Source organism: Pseudomonas sp. PA-7-1E, from assembly GCF_021605325.1.
Classification (GTDB): domain Bacteria; phylum Pseudomonadota; class Gammaproteobacteria; order Pseudomonadales; family Pseudomonadaceae; genus Aquipseudomonas; species Aquipseudomonas fluorescens_BV.
In genome coordinates, this window is sequence record NZ_WKFA01000083.1 from 1 (window position 1) to 19,960 (window position 19,960).

Annotated in this window: 13 protein-coding genes and 1 pseudogene; 6 read left to right on the top strand and 8 right to left on the bottom strand. The window is 58.5% G+C overall.

Going from position 1 to position 19,960, the window contains the following annotated elements; genetic code table 11:
• Nucleotides 1–255 precede the first annotated feature (255 nt).
• Nucleotides 256–1,257, bottom strand: a pseudogene (locus GIW79_RS27855) (LacI family DNA-binding transcriptional regulator); the annotation flags it as partial.
• 248 nt (nucleotides 1,258–1,505) lie between these two features.
• On the opposite strand from GIW79_RS27855, the gene GIW79_RS27860 reads away from it, so the two are divergent.
• From GIW79_RS27860 to GIW79_RS27870, 3 genes are all read left to right on the top strand, one after another.
• On the top strand, nucleotides 1,506–3,455 hold the full coding sequence (locus tag GIW79_RS27860; protein WP_054897471.1) for a hypothetical protein: 1,950 nt from the start codon (nucleotides 1,506–1,508) through the stop codon (nucleotides 3,453–3,455).
• Nucleotides 3,456–3,609: 154 nt separating this feature from the next.
• A complete protein-coding gene (locus GIW79_RS27865) occupies nucleotides 3,610–5,604 on the top strand; it encodes a hypothetical protein (RefSeq protein WP_236455404.1) in 1,995 nt (664 codons plus the stop codon).
• 222 nt (nucleotides 5,605–5,826) lie between these two features.
• Nucleotides 5,827–8,082 carry an autotransporter outer membrane beta-barrel domain-containing protein gene (locus GIW79_RS27870; protein WP_306109891.1) on the top strand — a complete coding sequence of 752 codons (2,256 nt, stop codon included), beginning with the start codon at nucleotides 5,827–5,829 and terminating at the stop codon, nucleotides 8,080–8,082.
• Nucleotides 8,083–8,157: 75 nt separating this feature from the next.
• On the opposite strand, the gene GIW79_RS27875 is transcribed toward GIW79_RS27870, so the two are convergent.
• The 4 genes from GIW79_RS27875 to GIW79_RS27890 all read right to left on the bottom strand — a co-directional run bounded on the left by GIW79_RS27875 (nucleotide 8,158) and on the right by GIW79_RS27890 (nucleotide 14,697).
• Complete coding sequence (locus GIW79_RS27875; protein ID WP_236455402.1) at nucleotides 8,158–9,501, bottom strand: hypothetical protein; 1,344 nt, start codon at nucleotides 9,499–9,501, stop codon at nucleotides 8,158–8,160.
• Between the two features lie 138 nt (nucleotides 9,502–9,639).
• On the bottom strand, nucleotides 9,640–10,281 hold the full coding sequence (locus tag GIW79_RS27880) for a DUF1345 domain-containing protein (RefSeq protein ID WP_054897468.1): 642 nt from the start codon (nucleotides 10,279–10,281) through the stop codon (nucleotides 9,640–9,642).
• 168 nt (nucleotides 10,282–10,449) lie between these two features.
• Nucleotides 10,450–13,548, bottom strand: a complete 3,099-nt coding sequence (locus GIW79_RS27885; RefSeq protein ID WP_236455400.1) for an efflux RND transporter permease subunit — start codon at nucleotides 13,546–13,548, stop codon at nucleotides 10,450–10,452.
• Between the two features lie 6 nt (nucleotides 13,549–13,554).
• On the bottom strand, nucleotides 13,555–14,697 hold the full coding sequence (locus GIW79_RS27890) for an efflux RND transporter periplasmic adaptor subunit (protein WP_034127674.1): 1,143 nt from the start codon (nucleotides 14,695–14,697) through the stop codon (nucleotides 13,555–13,557).
• A 171-nt stretch (nucleotides 14,698–14,868) separates the two neighbouring features.
• On the opposite strand from GIW79_RS27890, the gene GIW79_RS27895 reads away from it, so the two are divergent.
• The gene (locus GIW79_RS27895) at nucleotides 14,869–15,570 is read left to right on the top strand and encodes a response regulator transcription factor (protein WP_054897465.1); all 702 of its coding nucleotides are present in this window, start codon (nucleotides 14,869–14,871) and stop codon (nucleotides 15,568–15,570) included.
• Between the two features lie 3 nt (nucleotides 15,571–15,573).
• Entirely contained in the window at nucleotides 15,574–16,875 is a 1,302-nt protein-coding gene (locus tag GIW79_RS27900; protein WP_236455398.1) for an ATP-binding protein, read from the top strand.
• Here GIW79_RS27900 and GIW79_RS27905 read toward each other — a convergent pair whose 3' ends face one another.
• The 3 genes from GIW79_RS27905 to GIW79_RS27915 form a co-directional block, all read right to left on the bottom strand.
• Nucleotides 16,876–17,550 carry an anti-sigma factor gene (locus GIW79_RS27905; RefSeq protein WP_054897463.1) on the bottom strand — a complete coding sequence of 225 codons (675 nt, stop codon included), beginning with the start codon at nucleotides 17,548–17,550 and terminating at the stop codon, nucleotides 16,876–16,878.
• A complete protein-coding gene (locus GIW79_RS27910) occupies nucleotides 17,547–18,077 on the bottom strand; it encodes a sigma-70 family RNA polymerase sigma factor (protein ID WP_236455396.1) in 531 nt (176 codons plus the stop codon). Before GIW79_RS27910 ends, GIW79_RS27905 begins: the two co-directional genes overlap by 4 nt.
• Before the next feature lie 86 nt (nucleotides 18,078–18,163).
• Entirely contained in the window at nucleotides 18,164–18,685 is a 522-nt protein-coding gene (locus GIW79_RS27915) for a DUF3455 domain-containing protein (RefSeq protein WP_236455394.1), read from the bottom strand.
• Between the two features lie 193 nt (nucleotides 18,686–18,878).
• Here GIW79_RS27915 and GIW79_RS27920 point away from each other — a divergent pair, with 193 nt between their 5' ends.
• Nucleotides 18,879–19,664, top strand: a complete 786-nt coding sequence (locus GIW79_RS27920) for a sulfite exporter TauE/SafE family protein (RefSeq protein WP_054921460.1) — start codon at nucleotides 18,879–18,881, stop codon at nucleotides 19,662–19,664.
• The last annotated feature ends 296 nt before the right edge of the window (nucleotides 19,665–19,960 follow it).

Sequence of the window (19,960 nt, forward strand, 5' to 3'; positions counted from 1 at the left end):
AAACAAAACCAAGTGGGCCCGGCGGGCAACCCAGTTCGGGCCCGTAGCTGGAAAGGCTGATGGAGACGGGTTATTTATGCATTGTTGTTTACCTCTGAACCCGGTTTCATTTTTATAAAAAAGAACCCACTGACTGCTTGTGGCGAGGGAGCTTGCTCCCGTTCGACTGCGCAGCAGTCGCAGGCTTTTGGGGGCGCTTCGCACCCCAGCGGGAGCAAGCTCCCTCGCCACAGTAAAGCCAGGGTCATAAGGGGGCGTCGAGCCGCGGATAATCAGCTCGGGTAAAAAATCCAGGGTGCGGGTGGGGGCGGTATCGCCGCGCAGGCGCTTGAGCAAACAGTCGAAGGCGCTGGCGCCAATCGCTTGCGTCGGTTGGGCGAGGGCGGTGATGCCGTTGCCCACCAGCGGGTACCAGTCCAGGTCATCCAGGGCGATCAAGCCCACCTCGCCGAACAGGTCGCAGCCCAGCGCCTTGAGCACCCGGGTGCAGGCCAGTGCGGCCACGCCGTTGGCGCAAAACAGTGCCTTGGGGCCGGGTTTGGCGAGAAAGGCTTGCAGACGCTTTTCCAGGTTGCCATCCAGTTCAACCACGGCGCCTGTCAACGCCGGGCGCTTGGCAATTTCGTGATTGAAACTCTCCAGGCGCTCCAAACGTGAACTGGTGCCGTCGGTGGTCTCGCTTACGAGCAGCACGTCGCGGTAACCCTGCAGCTCCAGGTGTCCCACCGCCATGCGCACCGCCGCCGGGTTATCCAGGCCCACCAGGTCGCTGTGCAGCGGCGCGACCTTGCGGTCCACCAGCACCAGGGGCATTTCCTGTTGCAGCTCCAGCAGTTGGTCGAGGTGATGGCCCAGGGTGTTCACGATCAAGCCTTCGATGTTGTACGAGCGCAGCGCCGCCAGGTGTTGGCGCTCTTGCTCGTCATCACGGTCGGTGTTGCACACCACCAGGCTGTAGCCGTGCTGACGGCAGGCGGTTTCGACGCCGTGCATCACGGCGATGGAATAGGGGTTGCGGATATCGGCCACCAGCATGCCGATCAGGCGGGTGCGGCCACGTTTCAAACCACGGGCCATCTGGTTGGGGCGGTAGCCAAGCTGTTCGATGGCTTGCTCGATGCGCAGCGCGATCGCGTCGGAGAGCAGGGCGCGGTCATCGCCGATAAAACGCGACACGCTGGCTTTGGACACGCCGGCGCGTTGGGCGACGTCGAGCATGGTGACACGGGTGCGCTGGGCGGCGGAAAAAGGAGTCACGGTCGCGGGCCTTTCTTATTGGAGTTTTCTGGGCCTCAGTCGGGAATACCCGGGCTGAAACCGGTTTCAGGAAACCTCAAGTCAACCGTTTCGTCAAGCATCCGATGTGGGTGGAATCAGCTACCAAGCGACGAATGGCAGTGCCTACCTGTTAGTTCTGACAGTATTCGATACCGCAGATTGCGCGTTTAATTGGTCACAGGCACGCCTTTGGGGTGTAGGTACAAGCGGTCTGACGGGAGAGTCTGATGAGCGCTCAAAAAACCACTGGAAGTAGACTTTCACGCAACGGCATTTTCCGATTGGTCGATATAGAGGTGCCCATCCTGGATGATGCTAATCCGCCGATTCCTGAGGGTTATATACCTCATCAATATCTTGATACCGATCTTGTTGTGCGCATTCCGCAACTGTGGGATGACGCTGCGCAGGCCGGTGAATTCAATATTGTCGAAATCGTTTGGTCACGCAGCGGAGGCGAAGGTGTCCCTCCTTTCAAGGAGCGGTGGGATGGCCCCATTACCAAGCCTTTCCCTTTTTCCGTCACCGTGCCGCGCGACTATCTGGAAAATGACGGTACCGTCCGGCTGGCTTATCGGATCACCGACGAAACCGGTATACCCACAACCTCGGACTTCCGTACCCTGGTAATTGACCGGACGCCGCCAAACAATAACGTTACGCCGCCAACGCCTGCCTTCCCGGTGGGTACGATAGATGAGGACTACGCGGCCCGGCATCGCACAGTCGATTTGGTATTGTCTGCTTACCTCGGCCGGCGGGCTTATGACAGGGTTTATTATTATATTTCGGACCAAAGTCCTCCACCTGATAGTGCTCCGAGTGGCTATGTAGAGTTTCCCGACGAAAATAGCCCACTTGTTATTCCCATTCTTGTGGATTTGTTTCGCCTGTACCGCAACGGAACTCAATACGTTCACCTGCGCCTTCAAGATCGCTCCGGTAATCGAGGCCCCAGGTCCGACCAGTCGCCCGTTGAAGTCCGATTAAAGGAAGCACCCTCAGACCTCAAACCTCTTGTCATCCCTGCCATGGCAAGTGGCTTGATCAATCGGCACGATGCACGGATTGGTGTGGTGGCCAACGTTCAGTATGACAACTGGAATGCTCGCGATCTTGTCACCATTCGGTGGGGCAGTACCCTGCTTGATGCGCAGGAGGTTACCGAGATGCCGTTCGGCGCCGGTATCCCGTGGTCGAAGTTGATAGCGATGGGCATGGGGTTTGCAGAAGGTTCGGCCACCTACACCATTACACGGTACGGCAGCAATACGCCCACGTTGCCCAGCCCCCCTACGTTAATCCGTTGGGACTTCAGGGTGGCAGGGCAAGACCATATCAACGCCCCCGCGTTGCTTAACCTCGACTTGCCAACAGTGACTGTGTTTGGCGAGGGCTCGAAGACGGACAACCATATTGATATACGTGATAAGGATCAGCGCGTATATGCCAGCGTCCTGCTTTATCACCAGCCTCGTGATGGTGAGGTGTTGGAGTTGTTCTGGGGGGGCTTCCCCAGTATGGATAAGCCGGTGGCAAGTTATATTGTGGATACCGGTAGTGGCGATGCTGAAGGCGTACGCGTGACGTTCAGTGATATTCCCTGGCAGGTGATTGTCGATGCAGGGAATGATGAAAAACTACGAGTGTACTACTCGACATTCAACGGCGTTAATGAGCAGCTTTCCAATTTTACTGAAGTCATGGTCGATGTTGTCCCTCCACAGGTATTAAGGCGTGTTGAGTTTCCAAGTGCCAATAGCAATATGTTTATAGGCTGTGACGCTAACCCGGCTATGTGGGATCACATACCTGTCCAGATTCTTCCGGAAACGGTCTTTCGCAAAGATGACGATCTTGTCGTGGAGTGGCAGGGCTATGAAGAGTTTGCGGGAGGGGGACAGGCGATTACATCAACTGCGGATACCCTGACGCATCGGCTGACTGAAGAAGAGGCGAAAAAAGGTTATACCTTCGAACAACGCAACTATGACGAGAAGATTAAACCCATCAAGTCACCAGATCCCCAGAGCCCGGGAAGTTCGGTGTCGGTTATCTATACGTTGTGGCGCAAAAACAGAGTGATAGGTTCCTCAAGATTACGCTATGCAAAAATTGATCGTAAAAGAGTGGGCAATATCTATTGCGGGCCGAATGGTGATGGCCCTGAAGACTAGAGGTATAAGCCGACTTGAGTAGTTGGTCGTCGATGTAAGTTGCAGCGTTTGGCAGTGGCAGCGCAACAGTTGTTCTATTTGAAACGTGTCTTGTTTCGAAGGCATGTGTTTGTTCGATTGTCTTGGTGTTACTCAGTGCAAAAGGAGAATACAGATGGCAACGTTGAGTAAGAAACAAAAGGCCGCCATTGCATCGCGCAAGGCCAATAAAGAACTGCTGTGCCAGCGCAGGGCGGGTGTGCTGGCGATGCCCCTGCCCACGTTTGATGCGTTGAATAATGATGGGTTGATTACTAAGGAGGCGTCGAAGAAACCGCTTACTGTAACCTTCGATATTGCGCAGTTTGCAGCGGACGAAGGTCTTGACCCTGCAATCACCAGACTCGCAGTTCATATGCGCGGTAAAGGCGCAACGAACTGGGGGGCGCCGATGTACATTGTAGACTTTAACCCAGCTTTTCCTGGCCACGAGCCTATTGGTCAACCGTTCACCCGTGATATTCCGGCGGCCCGTTTGGTGGAAGGGGAGCATGAGGTCGGCTATGTCATTCATGAAGGTAACTCGCAGACGGGATTGTTAAGAGGTGCTCCCCTGGAGGTCGACCTTACCCCGCCAGAAGACCCCAGGCACCCGGCAGCGCCCTTGTTCCCTGCTTATTTGGAGTCGAAAGGTGAAATTACTGAGCAGGATGTGGACGATCACCCAGCCGGGATGGAATGTACATTTCGCGACTATCCCATCTCTCGGCGCGCCGGTGATGATATCGAAGTCTTTTTTTCATCGGAATTTTCTTCACAGCTGTCTGAGCCTATTGACACCTTTCCTGTGGACGACTCGTTGAGTTTTACGCTGCCGTGGAACCTGATTACTGGTAATAAAGGAGGGCAGAACTACTTGTTCTACCGCCTGTGGGATCTTGCAGGGAATGTCAGCAAAGACTCGGTACCTGCGCGAATTGAGTTGAACCTGACACCAGCCCCTGATCCGCAGGAAGCCTATGTGCCGTTGGCGCTTCTTCCTGGTGACGGGCTGCTTGATTTACAAGACCTTTATGAGCCGAACGGGGTTTTCATTGCTATTCCAGAATATGAAAATAATTTAACCGACATTGACGTGATCGAATTGACCATCGGCACGCAGGCTCCGGAACGTTTTGACGTTAAGCTTTATCTGCCTTTTCCGTTAATGCTGCCTGTCGGCAGTGATACTCTTTTGGCCCATTATGGTGGAGGTGCTGGCGAGATTCCCATGACCATCGACTATTTTGTTGATCGCAATGGGACATCAACCGATGCGCCTACTCACACTATTGATGTCGATTTTTCTGCGCCTGGCCCTGCTCCGGGTGAAGATCCGGAAAACAGTTTGCTCGCGCGCGTGCGGGTCTTCGGCGTTGACCCGACTAAGGAAAATGAGCTCACAGACGCTGACTTCAATAGGGACGCGACTATCGAGACCGTGCTTTGGAGCACCCCTCTTCCCGCGCCGGGTACGATAATCAAATGGTATTGGGGGGATCTGGCCCACAAGTTTGATGAGTTGACACTGACGAACGAAGGGGGCGGTGACACTCTTACGCGAACGGTGCCTTGGTCAATCATTCGTGCAGTCGGCAATAGAACGCTCCCAGTGTTCTATACGCTGGGATGGCCGACTAATGACAATACCCAGCGCTCACTTGCGCAGAATGTAGTTGTGGCGGCCAACAAAGTCGTATTGGAAGAGCCAAGGTTCGTCAAGGCGACCGCATTTTTGGCGTGTACCGACCTCAATCGAGCGACTCGCGAGGCGACGGTCAGGGTTCCTGGTAATACAGTGTATTTCCAAGAGCACATGGTCGTTGGATGCGAATTCCGCGTATTCAGTGACATTACCGGAGACACTCAGTTGGGCAATACACTGGCCCTAAGCTCGTTGCCGCTGACGCCCGATATGGTTTCCAACGGTTTCGACATAAAGATCCCCTATACGGCCCTTCGGCCAGCGGCGCGCAATTCGGTGGACTTTCACTATTTTGTGCCGATCCCGGGAGAAGGAGAGCAGCCTTCGGTAAGAGCCTGGACCCGTACACGGTTCACCGACTTGAACGGGTTTTTTTGCGAGGAGCAACCACCCACTGCATTGGAAGACGGCCTGGTAGAACAATAGACTGCGGACTGCGGGGTGCTTCGGCACCCTTCGGTTGCACTGCACGCGCTTTGCACTTTCACACAGCTAATCTCCCCATCTCTACCCTTATGTTCGGATTAATCCTACATATTAGGGTAAGCCTGATCTGTAACTTTGCGGCCTTGAATGGCCTGGCTCCACCCCTCTGGAAATAGGCCGAACAGTTCCGTTCTGGAATGCCTGTTAAATGAGTGGTGTCTTGTGAAGATCAATTCGTACTTTAAATTAAAACCCTTGGTTGCAATGATGCAGGTGCCATCTGTTGTGACCTTGTTGCTTCTGGCGCCAAATGCTCATGCTCGGTTGATCGAAAATGGCACCGAAACCATCCGGCACGATGATTATATCGATACCTTTGAATTGCAAAATGCCACGCTTAACGTCATACGGGGCTGGACGCAGGCCATTTATGCTAATGCCTCGAACCTGAATGTCAGCGCGGACAGTACGATCCTGGGGACGGTTGTCGCTCAGAACGGCTCTAATGTGGCTGTCGATAACAGTCGTATCACTGCTTCCGGGGCTTACGAAACTGGCGTAACGCTGCTCAGCAGCACTGCGCAGATCAACGACAGTATGATTTCCAGTGCCGATTACCATGGTTTACTGGTGAGCAAATTTACAAACTCAACCGATATATCCACCGCGACGGTCAATGGCAGTGTCCTGGTGGGAGCAACCGGTGGTGCAGTTGTTACTGGTGGCAGTGCGTTGGAGTTGGTGCGCAGTCAGTCAATCGGCACGGGCGCCGACAGCTTTGGGTTGAGGTTGGAGAGCTCGGCGGCACGGGCGTCTGGGAGCAATATTTCAGGCGGACGTAACGGTATTGAAATGTCGTTTGACCGGCATGCGCCCGGGCCTAATACCCTTATCCTGGACGATTCTCATGTCACCGGTACCACAGGTGCTGCGTTGCTCGTAGACGGTGCTCGGGGCCAGGGTGCGGTGGCGAATATCGAGGTACGCAACGGTTCGACGCTCACCGGTGGTAATGGCAACTTGCTGGAAGTCAAAGGCGGCTCGACGGCGAATATGAATATCGCCAATAGCCAGCTCAAGGGCGATGTCGTTGTCAGCAGTGGTAGCCAGGCTCACCTTCAGCTCACTGATCTCGCCTCATTGACTGGCCGCCTGGAAAACGTTTCGTCGTTGAGTCTTGGCGAGCAATCCATGTGGGTCATGACCGGCAATAGCCAGGTGGGTGATTTGCGCCTTGCCGATAGCACGGTCAAGTTTGGGGATAGCGATGCGTTCTATCAACTTGACCTCAAGAGCTTGTCGGGCCAAGGCACTTTTGTCATGGGCACTGATTTCGCTCAGGGCCTGACGGACTTCCTGAATATTACGGGTGACGCAACCGGCCATCACGACCTGTTGCTTACCAGCAGCGGTACAGAACCGGTAAACCCAGGTGATGTGCATATCGTTCACACGGGTGGCGGTGACGCACAGTTTGCGCTGGTAGGCGGTAATGTGGATGTTGGGGCCTGGTCCTATGGCCTCCGGCAAGACGGTAATGATTGGTTCCTTGACCCGAATAATCGCACTGTCAGCCCAGGCACCCGGTCGGTATTGGCCTTGTTCAACACTGCACCAACCGTGTGGTATGGCGAGATGACATCTTTGCGTAGCCGCATGGGAGAGATTCGGCATAACGGCGCCGCAGCCGGTGGTTGGTTGCGTGCCTATGGCAATAAATATGAGGTCAGTGGTGGTGATGCGGGTGCCTATGAACAAAGCCAGCGCGGGTTCTCCTTGGGGGCGGATACCCCCTTGGGAGAAGGCCAATGGCTGCTGGGGGTAATGGCGGGCCATAGTACTTCTGATCTGGATCTCAGTCGGGGTACTTCGGGTAGTGTGCAGAGTTACTACGCAGGTCTGTATGCCACTTGGTTGGATGAGGAGAGTGGTTACTATTTTGACGGCGTCATCAAAGCCAACCGCTTGAACAATGATTCCACTGTCGGTTTGAGCGACGGCAGGCAAGCGAAGGGCAAATACAGTACAAATGCCTTGGGTGCGTCTGTGGAAGCGGGCCGTCATATCAAGCTGGATAATGATTTCTTTATCGAGCCTTTCGCCCAAGCGTCCGTGGTTACAGTACAAGGCAAGAGCTATAGCCTGGACAATGGTCTCAAAGCCAAGGGTAGCCACACCGACTCCGTGCAGGGCAAGTTGGGGGTGACAGTAGGCCGCGACTTTATGTTGGATGACGGCAGTATGCTTCAGCCTTACTTGCGTGGTGGCGTTGCCCACGAATTTGCCAAGAGCAACAAGGTGTCGGTCAATAACCAGACATTTGACAATAATCTGTCGGGGTCTCGTGTCGAGGTCGGAGTGGGTGTCGCCCTGACACTGTCCCAAAATATGCAATTGCATGCAGACTTTGACTACGGCCAAGGCAAGCACGTGGATCAGCCATGGGGGGCAAATTTCGGCGTGCGATATAGCTGGTAATCAGGCAGTGCCACTGGATTTCAACGATGCTTGAAAACGCCCCGAGGTTCGGGGCGTTGACTTTCATGCCTGGGTTTATCGAGGTTGAACGGTATTGACACGGGTAGGTCTGCGCCGCGTGGTTCTATCGAGGCTGAACAGCATTTGCACACGCAGTTCTTGGTTGTTGACATCCATAAGATAGACGTCGAGTGCACCTGTGACCGTATGGTCGTCGGAATTATGAAAAAATTCGACGGTGCCTCGATGTGCTTGATAAGCCGGGAGGGGCGTTTCATTAATGGTCATCAGGATGACGGCTAACTGATGTTCGTCACTGTCTTTCTCCAACTGATAACGGCCGGAGTCCGTGGTAGTGGGGTACTTGAAAATGACCACCTGTCTTGACGTTTCTGTGGGCGGTATCTTCATGGCGCCTTCCGCCAGCCAGAAGTTGTTTTTCAATTCATGTTTGCGAAAGTCCGCCTTGAAGTTCTCGCTTCCGATCGAACCTTGAAAAAAACGTTCTGCGGATTCCTGGCGGGCAGCTTTTCGGGCATTGGCATTGCTCATGGTACGGTTCTCCTGCGATGGGCGGTACGTGTGTGTGCGATGAGGGCGGTTTTGATTAATCGTTGGCACGGGGGCTGATTTCAGGGACAGGTTGTCAACCACGAGGAAGGTGGTGCCTATCACTTCTAAGGTGATCTCAGTCACGCCTGCAGGGATGGTCAGCGACGACGTGTAATTATCCCAGTCGCCACCCCCCCGAAGTTCTATCTGTGGCGTGTTACCGGGTGCAATATGGAACATCGCGAAACCGTGCCCTCCGGTTGGCGTCATGGCATCGATGGAAAAATCATAGGTCTGGCCGGGTGTGACCGCGATCTTTTGTTCGATGGATCCCCCCTGGTTTGCCTGGCACTCGTTGTCGGAAAATGTCACGGAGGAGCCCACTGGCCGGTTGGCTATCCAATGATCGCTGTTGTCGGCGAAATCACCGTTACGGATCAACTCGACAGGGATGACCACGCCGCCGTCTTCCACCAGTTGGAGGCTATCGAACCAGACGTCGCCAGCATTACCCATCAGTTGTAGCGTCAGGCCGGTTGTGCCGGTAGGTGGGCGAAAGGTGCTCACATGATGGGTCCAGCCATGGTTCCCTGTTAGCGTGATTGTTTCAGTCGCCCCCGAGGGCTGCCATACCAGTCGGGCTGACCCGGCGCCGTTATAGGTAATCAACGTGTACAGGCTGAAGGAGTAGGAGGCGGTATCGGAAACCGATATGTCTTGTTCCGCCCGGCCTCGCCCCGTGATCACGCAATGCTGGCGGGAAAAATCAACTCGGCCTGGAGCGGTGGCAGTAACGTTCCAATAGCGTTCACGATGGGCGAAGTTGCCATTGAGCACCAAGTTACTGTTCATTGGTTGTGTTGACATGGATCAGCCCCGTGCCCTTGGATGGGTTGGTTGTGAGCGATTCAATTCAGCGCCATAAGCACGCGCTGCACAACTGTCAGAACTAACAGGTTTGCCGGTCCATTCGTCGGTTTTCTTTACCCATACGCTTAGCCAGGCCTAGCCAAACAACCCTGCCGCAATATTGATTGAGAACCCCAGGATCGCGGTATTGAACAGAAACCCGATCAACGATTGCCCCAGCACCACTTTACGCAAGCTACGGGTGGCAACACCCACGTCCGATGTCTGCACGGCCACGCCGATGGTGAAGGAGAAATACAGGAAGTCCCAATAATTGGGGGTGAGCAAGCCCTCGGCAAAGCGCAGCGCCGGCTCCTTGCCTTGCCAGGTGTAATAGAGCCTGGCGTAGTGCACGCTGAAAATCACCCCGATCAGCAGCCAGGAGCCGATCACTGTCAGCCCGGTAAAAGCGTAATGCAGCAGACGTTCGGAAGTGGCCAGGTCCTTGCTGCCCACCAGTTCGAAGGTGATGGTGGCCAGGCTGGCGATGGCGGCGATGCACACCATGAAGAGCACCAGGCCGGCGTTCTCGTCTTCGACTTCGGCGATGCGCTTGACGTCTTCGGCCTTGGCGCGAATGGTCAACCAGAGCATCAGTATCAGGTAGGTCCAGACCCCGGCGTTCCAGCCGATCAGGATTTTGCTGGCAAGGGTGTCGGCCGGCACCAGGAGGCCGACTGCAAGGCCCAGTACGGCGGCGGATGAGAGGCGAGGGTGGGTGCGGGCGAGGAAGGGCATGGTGGCTCACAGATAACTATTTGTGAGCACCATAGCTTATTCGGGTGTACCTGATCATGAATGCAATCAATAACCCTGTGGGAGCTGGCTTGCCTGCGATAACGTTGGTTCAGGCAACACTTATGTCGCCTGTGCCGCGGTCATGGCAGGCAAGCCAGCGCCCACTGATCAGTCTGGTTTATGGCGCTTGCGCACCAGCTTCATCACCACCACGAAGAACACCGGCACAAACACCACCGCCAATGTCGCCGTGATCATTCCGCCAATCACACCGGTGCCAATCGCCTGCTGGCTGGCCGAGCTGGCCCCCGTAGCAATCGCCAATGGCACCACGCCGAGGATGAATGCCAGGGACGTCATGATGATCGGGCGCAGTCGCAACCGTGCCGCTTTCAAGGTGGCGTCGATCAAATCCTCGCCCTGGTCATACAGGTCCTTGGCGAACTCGATGATCAGGATCGCGTTCTTCGCCGACAGGCCAATGATGGTGATCAAGCCGACCTTGAAGAACACGTCGTTGGGCATCCCGCGTAGCGACACGGCCCACACCGCACCCAGTACCCCCAGCGGCACCACCAGCAACACTGAGGTGGGAATCGACCAGCTTTCATACAGCGCGGCCAGACACAGGAACACGATCAGCAGCGACAGGCCCAACAGCAGCGGTGCCTGGGAACCGGACAAGCGCTCCTGCAACGACAAGCCCGTCCATTCCTGGCCCAGCCCGGCGGGCAGTTGGCTGACCAGACGCTGGATTTCGTTCATGGCCTCGCCAGTGCTGTGCCCCGGCGCCGCTTCGCCGCTGATGGCGATGGCCGGGTAGCCGTTGTAACGGGTCAACTGCGTGGGGCCCTGGGTCCATTTGGCTTCGACGAAGGCTGAGAGCGGCACCATCTTCCCGGCGTTGTTGCGCACGTGGATTTTCATCAGGTCGGCCACCTGGCTGCGCTGGTCGCCTTCGGCTTGCACCACCACGCGCTGCATACGGCCCTGGTTGGGGAAGTCGTTGATATACGCCGAGCCTATCGCCGACGACAGCACGTTGCCTACGTCGGCAAACGACACACCCAGGGCGTTGGCTTGCTTGCGGTCCACTTCCAGCTGCACTTGTGGTGCTTCAGCCAAGGCGCTTTCACGCACGTTGGCCAGGATCGGGCTTTTCGCTGCAGCGTCCAGCAATTCGGTACGTGCGGCCATCAACCCGGCATGGCCGACGCCACCGCGGTCCTGCAAACGGAACTCGAAACCACTGGAAGTGCCCAGGCCGTCTACCGGTGGCGGCAGGACTGCATAGGCAATCGCGTCCTTGAGTTCGCTGAAGGCCATGTTGGCGCGATCGGCAATCGAGGAAGCGGAGTCATCACTGCCACGTTCTGACCAATCCTTGAGCGTGGTAAACGCCAGCGCGGCGTTTTGCCCGGAACCGGAGAAGCTGAAGCCCATGATCATGGTGGTATCACCCACCCCAGGCTCGCCGGCGTTATGCGCCTCGATCTGTTCGGCCACCTGCACCGTACGGTTCTTGCTGGCGCCCGGCGGCAACTGGATATCAGTGATGGTGTAGCCCTGGTCTTCCACCGGCAGGAACGAGGAGGGCAGGCGGCTGAACAACAGGCCCATGCCCACCAGTAATACCAGGTAGATCAGCAGGTAGCGGCCGCTGCGCTTGAGGGCATAGGCCACCCAGCCTTCGTAACGGTTGGTGAGTTGGTCAAAGCGCTGGTTGAACCAGCCGAAGAAACCACCCTTGGCATGGTGCTCGCCCTTGGCAATCGGCTTGAGCAAGGTGGCGCACAGTGCCGGGGTCAAGGTCAGGGCCAGGAAAGCGGAGAACAGGATCGAGGTGGCCATCGACAGTGAGAACTGCTGGTAGATCACGCCCACCGAACCCGGCATGAAGGCCATCGGCAGGAACACCGCCACCAGCACCAGGGTAATACCGATGATGGCCCCGGTGATCTGGCCCATGGCTTTCTTCGTCGCCTCTTTGGGCGACAGGCCTTCGGTGGCCATGATGCGCTCGACGTTTTCCACCACCACGATGGCATCGTCCACCAGGATGCCGATAGCCAATACCATGCCGAACATGGTCAGCACGTTGATCGAGAAGCCCAGCAGCAACATGGTGGCGAAGGTGCCCATCAGCGCGATCGGCACCACCAGCGTGGGAATCAAGGTATAGCGCACGTTCTGCAGGAACAGGAACATCACCGCGAACACCAGCGCCATCGCCTCCAGCAAGGTGTAGACCACCTTGGTGATCGAGACTTTGACAAAGGGCGAAGTGTCGTAGGGAATCTTGTATTCCACATTGGCAGGGAAGTAGCGCGACAACTCGTCCATTTTCGCCCGCACCAGCGTTGCGGTACTCAATGCATTAGCGCCGGGCGACAGTTGCACGCTGACGGCGGTGGACGGCTTGCCGTTCAGGCGGGTGGAGAACTGGTATTCCTGGCTGCCGACTTCCACCCGTGCCACATCGCCGATGCGCACCGTGGAGCCGTCGGGGTTGGCCTTGAGCACGATGTCGGCAAACTCCGCCGGAGTGGACAGTTGCCCCTTGACCAGCACCGCCGCGGTGATCTCCTGGGTGTGGGTGCCCGGCAAGTCACCGATGCTGCCCGCTGAGACCTGGGCGTTCTGGGCGCTGATCGCGGCGTTGACGTCGGCCGGCGTGAGGTTGAAACCGATCAGCTTCTGCGGGTCGATCCAGATACGCATCGCTCGCTCGGCGCCATACAACTGGGCCTTGCCGACCCCGTCCAGGCGCTTGAGCTCGTTCATCACGTTGCGCGCCAGGTAATCACTGAGCGCCACGTCGTCAAGCTTGCCGTCGTTGGACGTCAATGTGACCAGCAGCAGGAAGCCGGCGGAGACTTTTTCCACTTGCAAGCCTTGCTGAGTCACGGCCTGGGGCAGACGCGGCTCGACGACCTTGAGGCGGTTCTGCACATCCACCTGGGCCATTTCCGGGTCGGTGCCCGGCTGGAACGTGGCGGTGATCGTCGCCGAACCCAGGCTGCTCTGGGATTCGAAATACAGCAGGTGATCGGCGCCGTTGAGCTCTTGCTCGATCAGGCTGACCACGCTCTCATCCAGGGTCTGGGCCGAGGCACCGGGGTACACCGCGTAGATTTCCACTTTGGGTGGCGCGACGTTGGGGTATTGCGCCACCGGCAATTGCGGGATCGCCAGGAAGCCCGCCAGCAGGATAAACAGGGCCACCACCCAGGCGAAGATCGGGCGGTCAATAAAGAACTGCGGCATGACGGGTTATTCCTTTACGAGCGGGCTGTCGTCCACTTCAACTTTTTCACCGGGGCGTGCGTGTTGCACGCCCTCGACGATAATGCGGTCGCCGGGCTTGAGGCCGCTGGTGACGATCCAGCGGTTGTCGATCACCGCACCCAACTCCACCGGTTGCTGGCTGACGGTCTGTTCGGCGTCCAGCAGCAACACCATCGGGATACCGGCGCTGTCACGGGTGATGGCGCGTTGCGGCACGCTGATACCTTGTTTGTCCACGGCCTGTTCCACGCGCACCCGCACAAAGCTGCCGGGCAACAGGTCGAGGTCCGGGTTGGGGAACTCGCTGCGCAGGATGATCTGCCCGGTGCCCGGGTCGACGCTGATGTCAGCGAAGAGCAATTTGCCTGGCAACGGGTACAGGCTGCCGTCGTCCTGGATCAAGGTGGCCTTGGCCTGGTCCTGGCCGACCTGCTTCAAGCTGCCGGCACGAAAGGCGCGGCGCAGGTCGTTCAGCTCACGGGTGGACTGAGTGAGGTCGGCGTGGATCGGGTCCAGTTGCTGGATAATCGCCAGCGGCGTGGCTTCGTTCTGGCCGACCAGCGCGCCTTCGGTCACCAGGGCGCGGCCAATGCGCCCGGAAATCGGTGCGGTCACGGTGGCATAGCCCAGGTTCAGCCTGGCACGCTCGACGGCGGCCTTGTTGGCGGCCACTTCGGCGTTGGTCTGGCGCAGGGCGGCGCGGGCGTTGTCGTACTCCTGGCCGCTGATGGCGTTGCCTTCGACCAGTTGGCTGTAGCGCTGTTCTTGCAGGCGCGCCTGGAACGCATTGGCCTCGGCCTTGCTCAGGTTGGCCTGGGCACTGTCCAGGTCGGCCTTGAACGGCGCCGGGTCAATACGGAACAACACGTCGCCTTGCTTGACGTCGTGGCCTTCGTTGAACACCCGCTGCATGACCACCCCGGCGACCCGGGCGCGTACTTCGGCGATACGCGGTGCGGCGATGCGCCCGCTCAGTTCGCTGGTAATTGAGAGGGGCTTGGCCTGCAGGGTTTCGATCCGCACTTTGGCCAGGGGCATTTGTGGCGCCTCGTCTGCCGACTGACCACACGCGCTCAGCGCCAGTGTGAGGGCCAACAGGCAAAACGGCGCAAATAGATTCTTCGACATGCTCTTATCCCAATATTGACTGGCGCATCCTAGGGGCACCTGCGCCGTGGTGCTGTGAAGCTGTGTAGCGGGTCTGTGAAGAAGTGTAAGGTACGGCGCGCAGGGCGTCGGGGGCGTATATCCTTGCACAATCCTGCAACACACCAACAAACAGCATTATTTGGAAACACCATGCCCAACATCCTCCTGGTGGAAGACGACGCCGCACTCTCCGAGCTGATTGCCAGCTACCTGGAACGCAATGGCTACCACGTCAGCGTGCTCAGCCGCGGCGATCATGTACGCGAACGTGCACGCCTTAGCCCGCCGGACCTGGTGATCCTCGACCTGATGCTGCCGGGCCTCGACGGCCTGCAGGTGTGCCGTTTGCTGCGCGCCGACTCGGCGGGGCTGCCGATCCTGATGCTGACCGCCCGCGATGACAGCCACGATCAGGTTCTGGGGCTTGAGATGGGCGCCGACGACTACGTGACCAAACCCTGCGAGCCGCGCGTATTGCTGGCCCGGGTGCGCACATTGCTGCGTCGCAGCAGCCTGTCCGAACCCCAGGTGGCCAGCGACCAGATCGTCATGGGCAACCTCTGCATTGATTTGTCCGAGCGCACCGTGACCTGGCGCGAACAGGCGGTGGAACTGTCCAGTGGTGAATACAACCTGCTGGTGGTGCTGGCCCGGCATGCCGGCGAAGTGCTCAGCCGCGACCAGATCCTGCAACGCCTGCGCGGTATCGAGTTCAACGGCACCGACCGTTCGGTGGACGTGGCCATCTCCAAGCTGCGGCGCAAGTTCGACGATCATGCGGGCGAGGCGCGCAAGATCAAGACGGTGTGGGGCAAGGGGTATCTGTTCAGCCGTTCCGAGTGGGAATGCTGAACCATGTTTCGCGTACTGCTGCGCCTCTACCTGATCACCATCGTCACCTACAGTGCGGCGATTTACCTGATTCCCAAGCTGGTGATCCAGCTGTTCGAACACCGCTACATGGACTACAACATCGAACAGTCCCGCGGCCTGCAAAAACTCATGGTCAAGCAGTACCAGCGCGCACCGGTGGAGCGCTGGTCCCAGGTGACCGACCAGTTGAGCCGCGATTTTGCACCCTTGAAAGTGCAACTGTTGCTTCGCCAGGACGCCCGCTACACCCCTGAGGAAGAACAGCTGCTGGAGCAAGGCAAGCCAGTGATCCGCCTGGGCGAATGGGGCTGGATGGAAGAAATCAGTTCGCCGATCAACCAGCAGTTCGCGGTCAAGCTGACCGTACCGCCAGACCCGTTGGACATGAACCTGCTGTACTGGTCGATGAACGTGCTGGTCGGTGCCGCCTTGCTGGCGTGCCTGCTGGTGTGGCTGCGTCCGCACTGGCGTGACCTGGAGCGTTTGAAAAGTACCGCCGCGTTATTGGGCAAGGGCCATCTGGAGGCGCGTACGGGGCTCGCACCCAGCTCCAGCATCGGCGGCCTGGCGGCGGTATTCGACACCATGGCCGACGATATCGAGCGCCTCTTGAACCAGCAGCGCGATTTGCTCAATGCGGTCTCCCATGAACTGCGCACACCGCTCACCCGCCTGGATTTCGGGCTGGCCCTGGCGCTTTCCGAAGACTTGCCCCCGGCCAGCCGCGAGCGCCTGCAAAGCCTGGTGGCGCATATTCGGGAGCTGGATGAGCTGGTGCTGGAATTGCTGTCTTACAGCCGCCTGCAAAACCCGGCGCAATTGCCCGAGCGGGTAGAGGTGGCGCTCGACGAGTTTATCGACAGCGTGTTGGGCAGCGTCGACGATGAGCTGGAAAACCCTGATATCGTCATCGATGTGGTCCTCGATTGTGCTGTGGAGCGCTTCAGCCTCGACCCGCGCCTGACTGCCAGGGCCTTGCAGAACCTGCTGCGCAATGCGACGCGCTACTGCGATAAACGCATCCAGGTGGGCGTGCGGGTATGCCCCAAAGGCTGTGAAATCTGGGTAGACGACGATGGCATCGGCATACCGGCTGACCAGCGCGAGCGCATCTTCGAGCCGTTCTACCGCCTGGACCGTAGCCGCGACCGCGCAACCGGTGGCTTTGGCCTGGGCCTGGCGATCAGCCGGCGCGCCCTGGAGGCCCAGGGCGGCACTTTGACGGCTTTGGCGTCTCCCTTGGGCGGGGCGCGGTTTCGTGTGTGGCTACCTAACCTCTCGTGATCAGAGCACTTTGACTGCGCGGCCGATCCCGTGAATCGGCCCGGTGGGTTTGCCGGTGGGCGAGCCATTGGGCCCTTCCAGCGTCAGTTCAAACAACTGGTTCGGCGCCAGTGGCGGCAGCTTGTCCAGCGGCACCGACAAGGTCTGCCCCGGTTTGACCAGCCCCAGTGATACGGGCCCCTGCCAGCCATCGCCCTTGGTCCAGAACTCCAGGGCTTTGTCGGCAGGAATCTCGATCACCCCCAGTGGAATCAACTGGATCTGCTGATTATCACTGGCCTGCACCACCCAGCCCGGTGCCTGGCTTTGTGGCGCCATCAACACCACCACGAAGCTGGGTGCGGGCATGGGCGGGCGCGTCAGTAATAAAGCCGCCAGCACCACGCTTGCCATCAGGCCCGCGGCAGAAAGCCCGCGCCAGAACGCCAGCAGGTTCCACCACGCCACGCTCGTTTCGGGGGCTTTGATTCCGCGTTCAATGCGCCGCCACAGCTGTGCCGAAGGCGGCACCGGTTGTGCCAGCGCGACCAGAGGCAACAGACGCTGCTCCCAGGCATCCACCGCTGCACGCAGTGCCGCATCATGGGCCAGGCGTTGTTGCACCTCAGCGCGCTGTTCGGCGGGCAGTGTCCCCAGCACGTATTCACTGGCCAGTTCATCCAGGCTGTCGTTCATGCCATGCACTCCCGCAAGGCGGCGAGGCTGCGTTTGATCCAGGCTTTGACGGTACCCAGCGGGGTACTGAGTTTTTGCGCAATTTCGCTGTGGGAGTAACCGTCCACATAGGCGTGCAGAATGCAGGTGCGGCGTGTCGGGTCGAGCTGCTCCAGGCACTGGTGGATCTGCCCGGAGCGTGCCGCAAACTCAACGGTCTGGGCAGGCTCTGCCATCGGTTCATACTGATCGTCCAGTGGCACGTCACGCCCGGCGCTGCGTACAACGTCCAGGGCCAGGTGGCGAGTCACGCTGAACACCCAACCCCGTGCGGAACCTCGCAAGGGGTCGAAACTGCGTGCGCCGTGCCAGATCTTGATAAAGGCGTCATGCACGATGTCCTCGGCCAGTGCCTTGTTGCGGGTGATGCGCAGCGCCACACCGAGCAAGCGGCTGCTGTCCTGCTCATAGAGCTGGTGCAGGGCGCGATGATCGCCGCGGGCGCAGGCTAACAGGCACACTTCATAATCAAAGATGAGTTCAGCCAAACCAGAATTCCTGCCACTGAGGAGACGTCTACGCATGGTAGGCGCGAGGTTGCTCGCGCCTACCTGGCCAGCGTAGCTGAGTTTGCTCAGTTGGCGGCCCAGAAGATGTAGTCCGCCTGGTATTTCACCACTTCCTTGGCGCCTTTGTTCGCGGTGGTGCATGGCGTAGCGGGAGCGACCCCGCCTTTGAGCGCAACCCGCTGGATATACGCCACGCCACTCATCGCACCTTTTCCCTCGGCCGGGTTGGCCTTGACCAGTTGATAGGGCAGGTTACCGGGGCTCGACGGCGCCACGGCCAATTGCGTGCCGGTGATGGTCGAGCCGTCCTTGGCCTGCCACGTGGCAGGTGGGCCGAAGTAGGTGCCGACCTGCTGACCATTACGGTCGTTCAACACGGCTTTGGGGCCGACGTAGGTCCACTCGGTCTGGCCGGCAGCATTGGCCTTGTCGCGGCATTCATAGGTGATTTCGCCGACCCCGGTGGTTTGCATCGCCACCTTGTGGCCATCCGGCACCTTGATGCTGTCCGGCAGGCCCGCCTGGGCAAACGCCGACGGTGCGGCGAGGAGCAAGCTGGACAGGCACAGCAGTGTTTTAGCGTTCATGGTGTTTCTCCATTGGGTAGAACAGCAGGGTTACGTTGATGACTACGGCCCGGGCCCGCCCATTGGATGCAGGGCTTTGCGAAAAAAGTGAAGATTTCCAAAAAAGCATAAACTCAGATCGCATCGGTATAAGTGGTTATAAGAAAAATCGCTATCCTGCGGCCAGAAATTTATAAGGCCTCGGGTAGCTGGAATGGATGTAGGTAATATTGGTTTCGTGGTTGCCGGCCTGATCGTGGGTTTTATCGTGGGCATGACGGGGGTGGGCGGCGGTTCGCTGATGACCCCGATCCTGCTGTGGTTTGGCATCAACCCAGCCACTGCGGTGGGCACCGACCTGCTGTACGCCGCGATCACCAAGTCCGGTGGTGTGCTGGTACACAGCAAGAACAAGAACATCGACTGGACCATCACCGGCTGGCTCACCCTGGGCAGCGTGCCGGCGGTGTTGCTGACGTTATGGTTCCTGGCCAGCCTGCACACCGACCCCAGCGCGATGAACGCGGTGATCAAGCAGGCCCTTGGCGTGGTATTGCTGCTGACGGCCCTGGCGATCCTGTTCAAGAAAAGCCTGTTGGCCTTTGCCCAGCGTCATGCTGGCGACTCCTACCATCTGCGCCCGCGCAATCTGAATGCGCTCACTGTTGTGACAGGTGCGATCCTTGGCACCATGGTGGCCCTGACCTCGATCGGCGCCGGCGCCCTCGGCACGGTGGCGCTGTTTATCCTGTACCCGTTCCTGGCCACGCGGCGCCTGGTTGGCACCGAGATCGCCCATGCCGTGCCCCTGACCTTGGTGGCGGGCCTGGGCCATGCCAGCATGGGGAACATGGACTGGCATCTGCTGGGCTTTTTGCTGATGGGGTCGCTGCCGGGGATCTACGTTGGCAGCCATATGACCGGCAGGATTCCCGACGGGGTACTGCGGCCGTGCCTGGCGGTGATGTTGATGGCGGTGGGGTACAAGTTGGCGTTCTGAGTGAGTGGCCTGACACCCCACGATCCAAATGTGGGAGCTGGCTTGCCTGCGAAGGCGGCCTCACAGTCGACACCGTTATACCGAGTACATATCCATTCCTGCGGTAACGGCCACCTAGGGGTCCGCCCTTACGGCGGGTCACTTTGGAAAAGCCCCAAAGTAACCAAAGGGCTCTTGCCCCACCACTCGGCACCTCGCTTAGGCTCGGTGTGCCCGTAATCCGCCAGTGATTTGGGGGGCCGCCGCCACGCGCCATCCATGGCGCGGGGCGGCTAAACCGGCATCCCTGCCGGTTT

Coding starts and splice junctions, on each gene's coding strand:
- GIW79_RS27905 (WP_054897463.1), bottom strand. CDS start 17,550: ATGAACGACAGCCTGGATGAACTGGCCAGTGAATACGTGCTGGGGACA.
- GIW79_RS27915 (WP_236455394.1), bottom strand. CDS start 18,685: ATGAACGCTAAAACACTGCTGTGCCTGTCCAGCTTGCTCCTCGCCGCA.
- GIW79_RS27890 (WP_034127674.1), bottom strand. CDS start 14,697: ATGTCGAAGAATCTATTTGCGCCGTTTTGCCTGTTGGCCCTCACACTG.
- GIW79_RS27860 (WP_054897471.1), top strand. CDS start 1,506: ATGAGCGCTCAAAAAACCACTGGAAGTAGACTTTCACGCAACGGCATT.
- GIW79_RS27920 (WP_054921460.1), top strand. CDS start 18,879: ATGGATGTAGGTAATATTGGTTTCGTGGTTGCCGGCCTGATCGTGGGT.
- GIW79_RS27895 (WP_054897465.1), top strand. CDS start 14,869: ATGCCCAACATCCTCCTGGTGGAAGACGACGCCGCACTCTCCGAGCTG.
- GIW79_RS27880 (WP_054897468.1), bottom strand. CDS start 10,281: ATGCCCTTCCTCGCCCGCACCCACCCTCGCCTCTCATCCGCCGCCGTA.
- GIW79_RS27875 (WP_236455402.1), bottom strand. CDS start 9,501: ATGTCAACACAACCAATGAACAGTAACTTGGTGCTCAATGGCAACTTC.
- GIW79_RS27885 (WP_236455400.1), bottom strand. CDS start 13,548: ATGCCGCAGTTCTTTATTGACCGCCCGATCTTCGCCTGGGTGGTGGCC.
- GIW79_RS27900 (WP_236455398.1), top strand. CDS start 15,574: ATGTTTCGCGTACTGCTGCGCCTCTACCTGATCACCATCGTCACCTAC.
- GIW79_RS27865 (WP_236455404.1), top strand. CDS start 3,610: ATGGCAACGTTGAGTAAGAAACAAAAGGCCGCCATTGCATCGCGCAAG.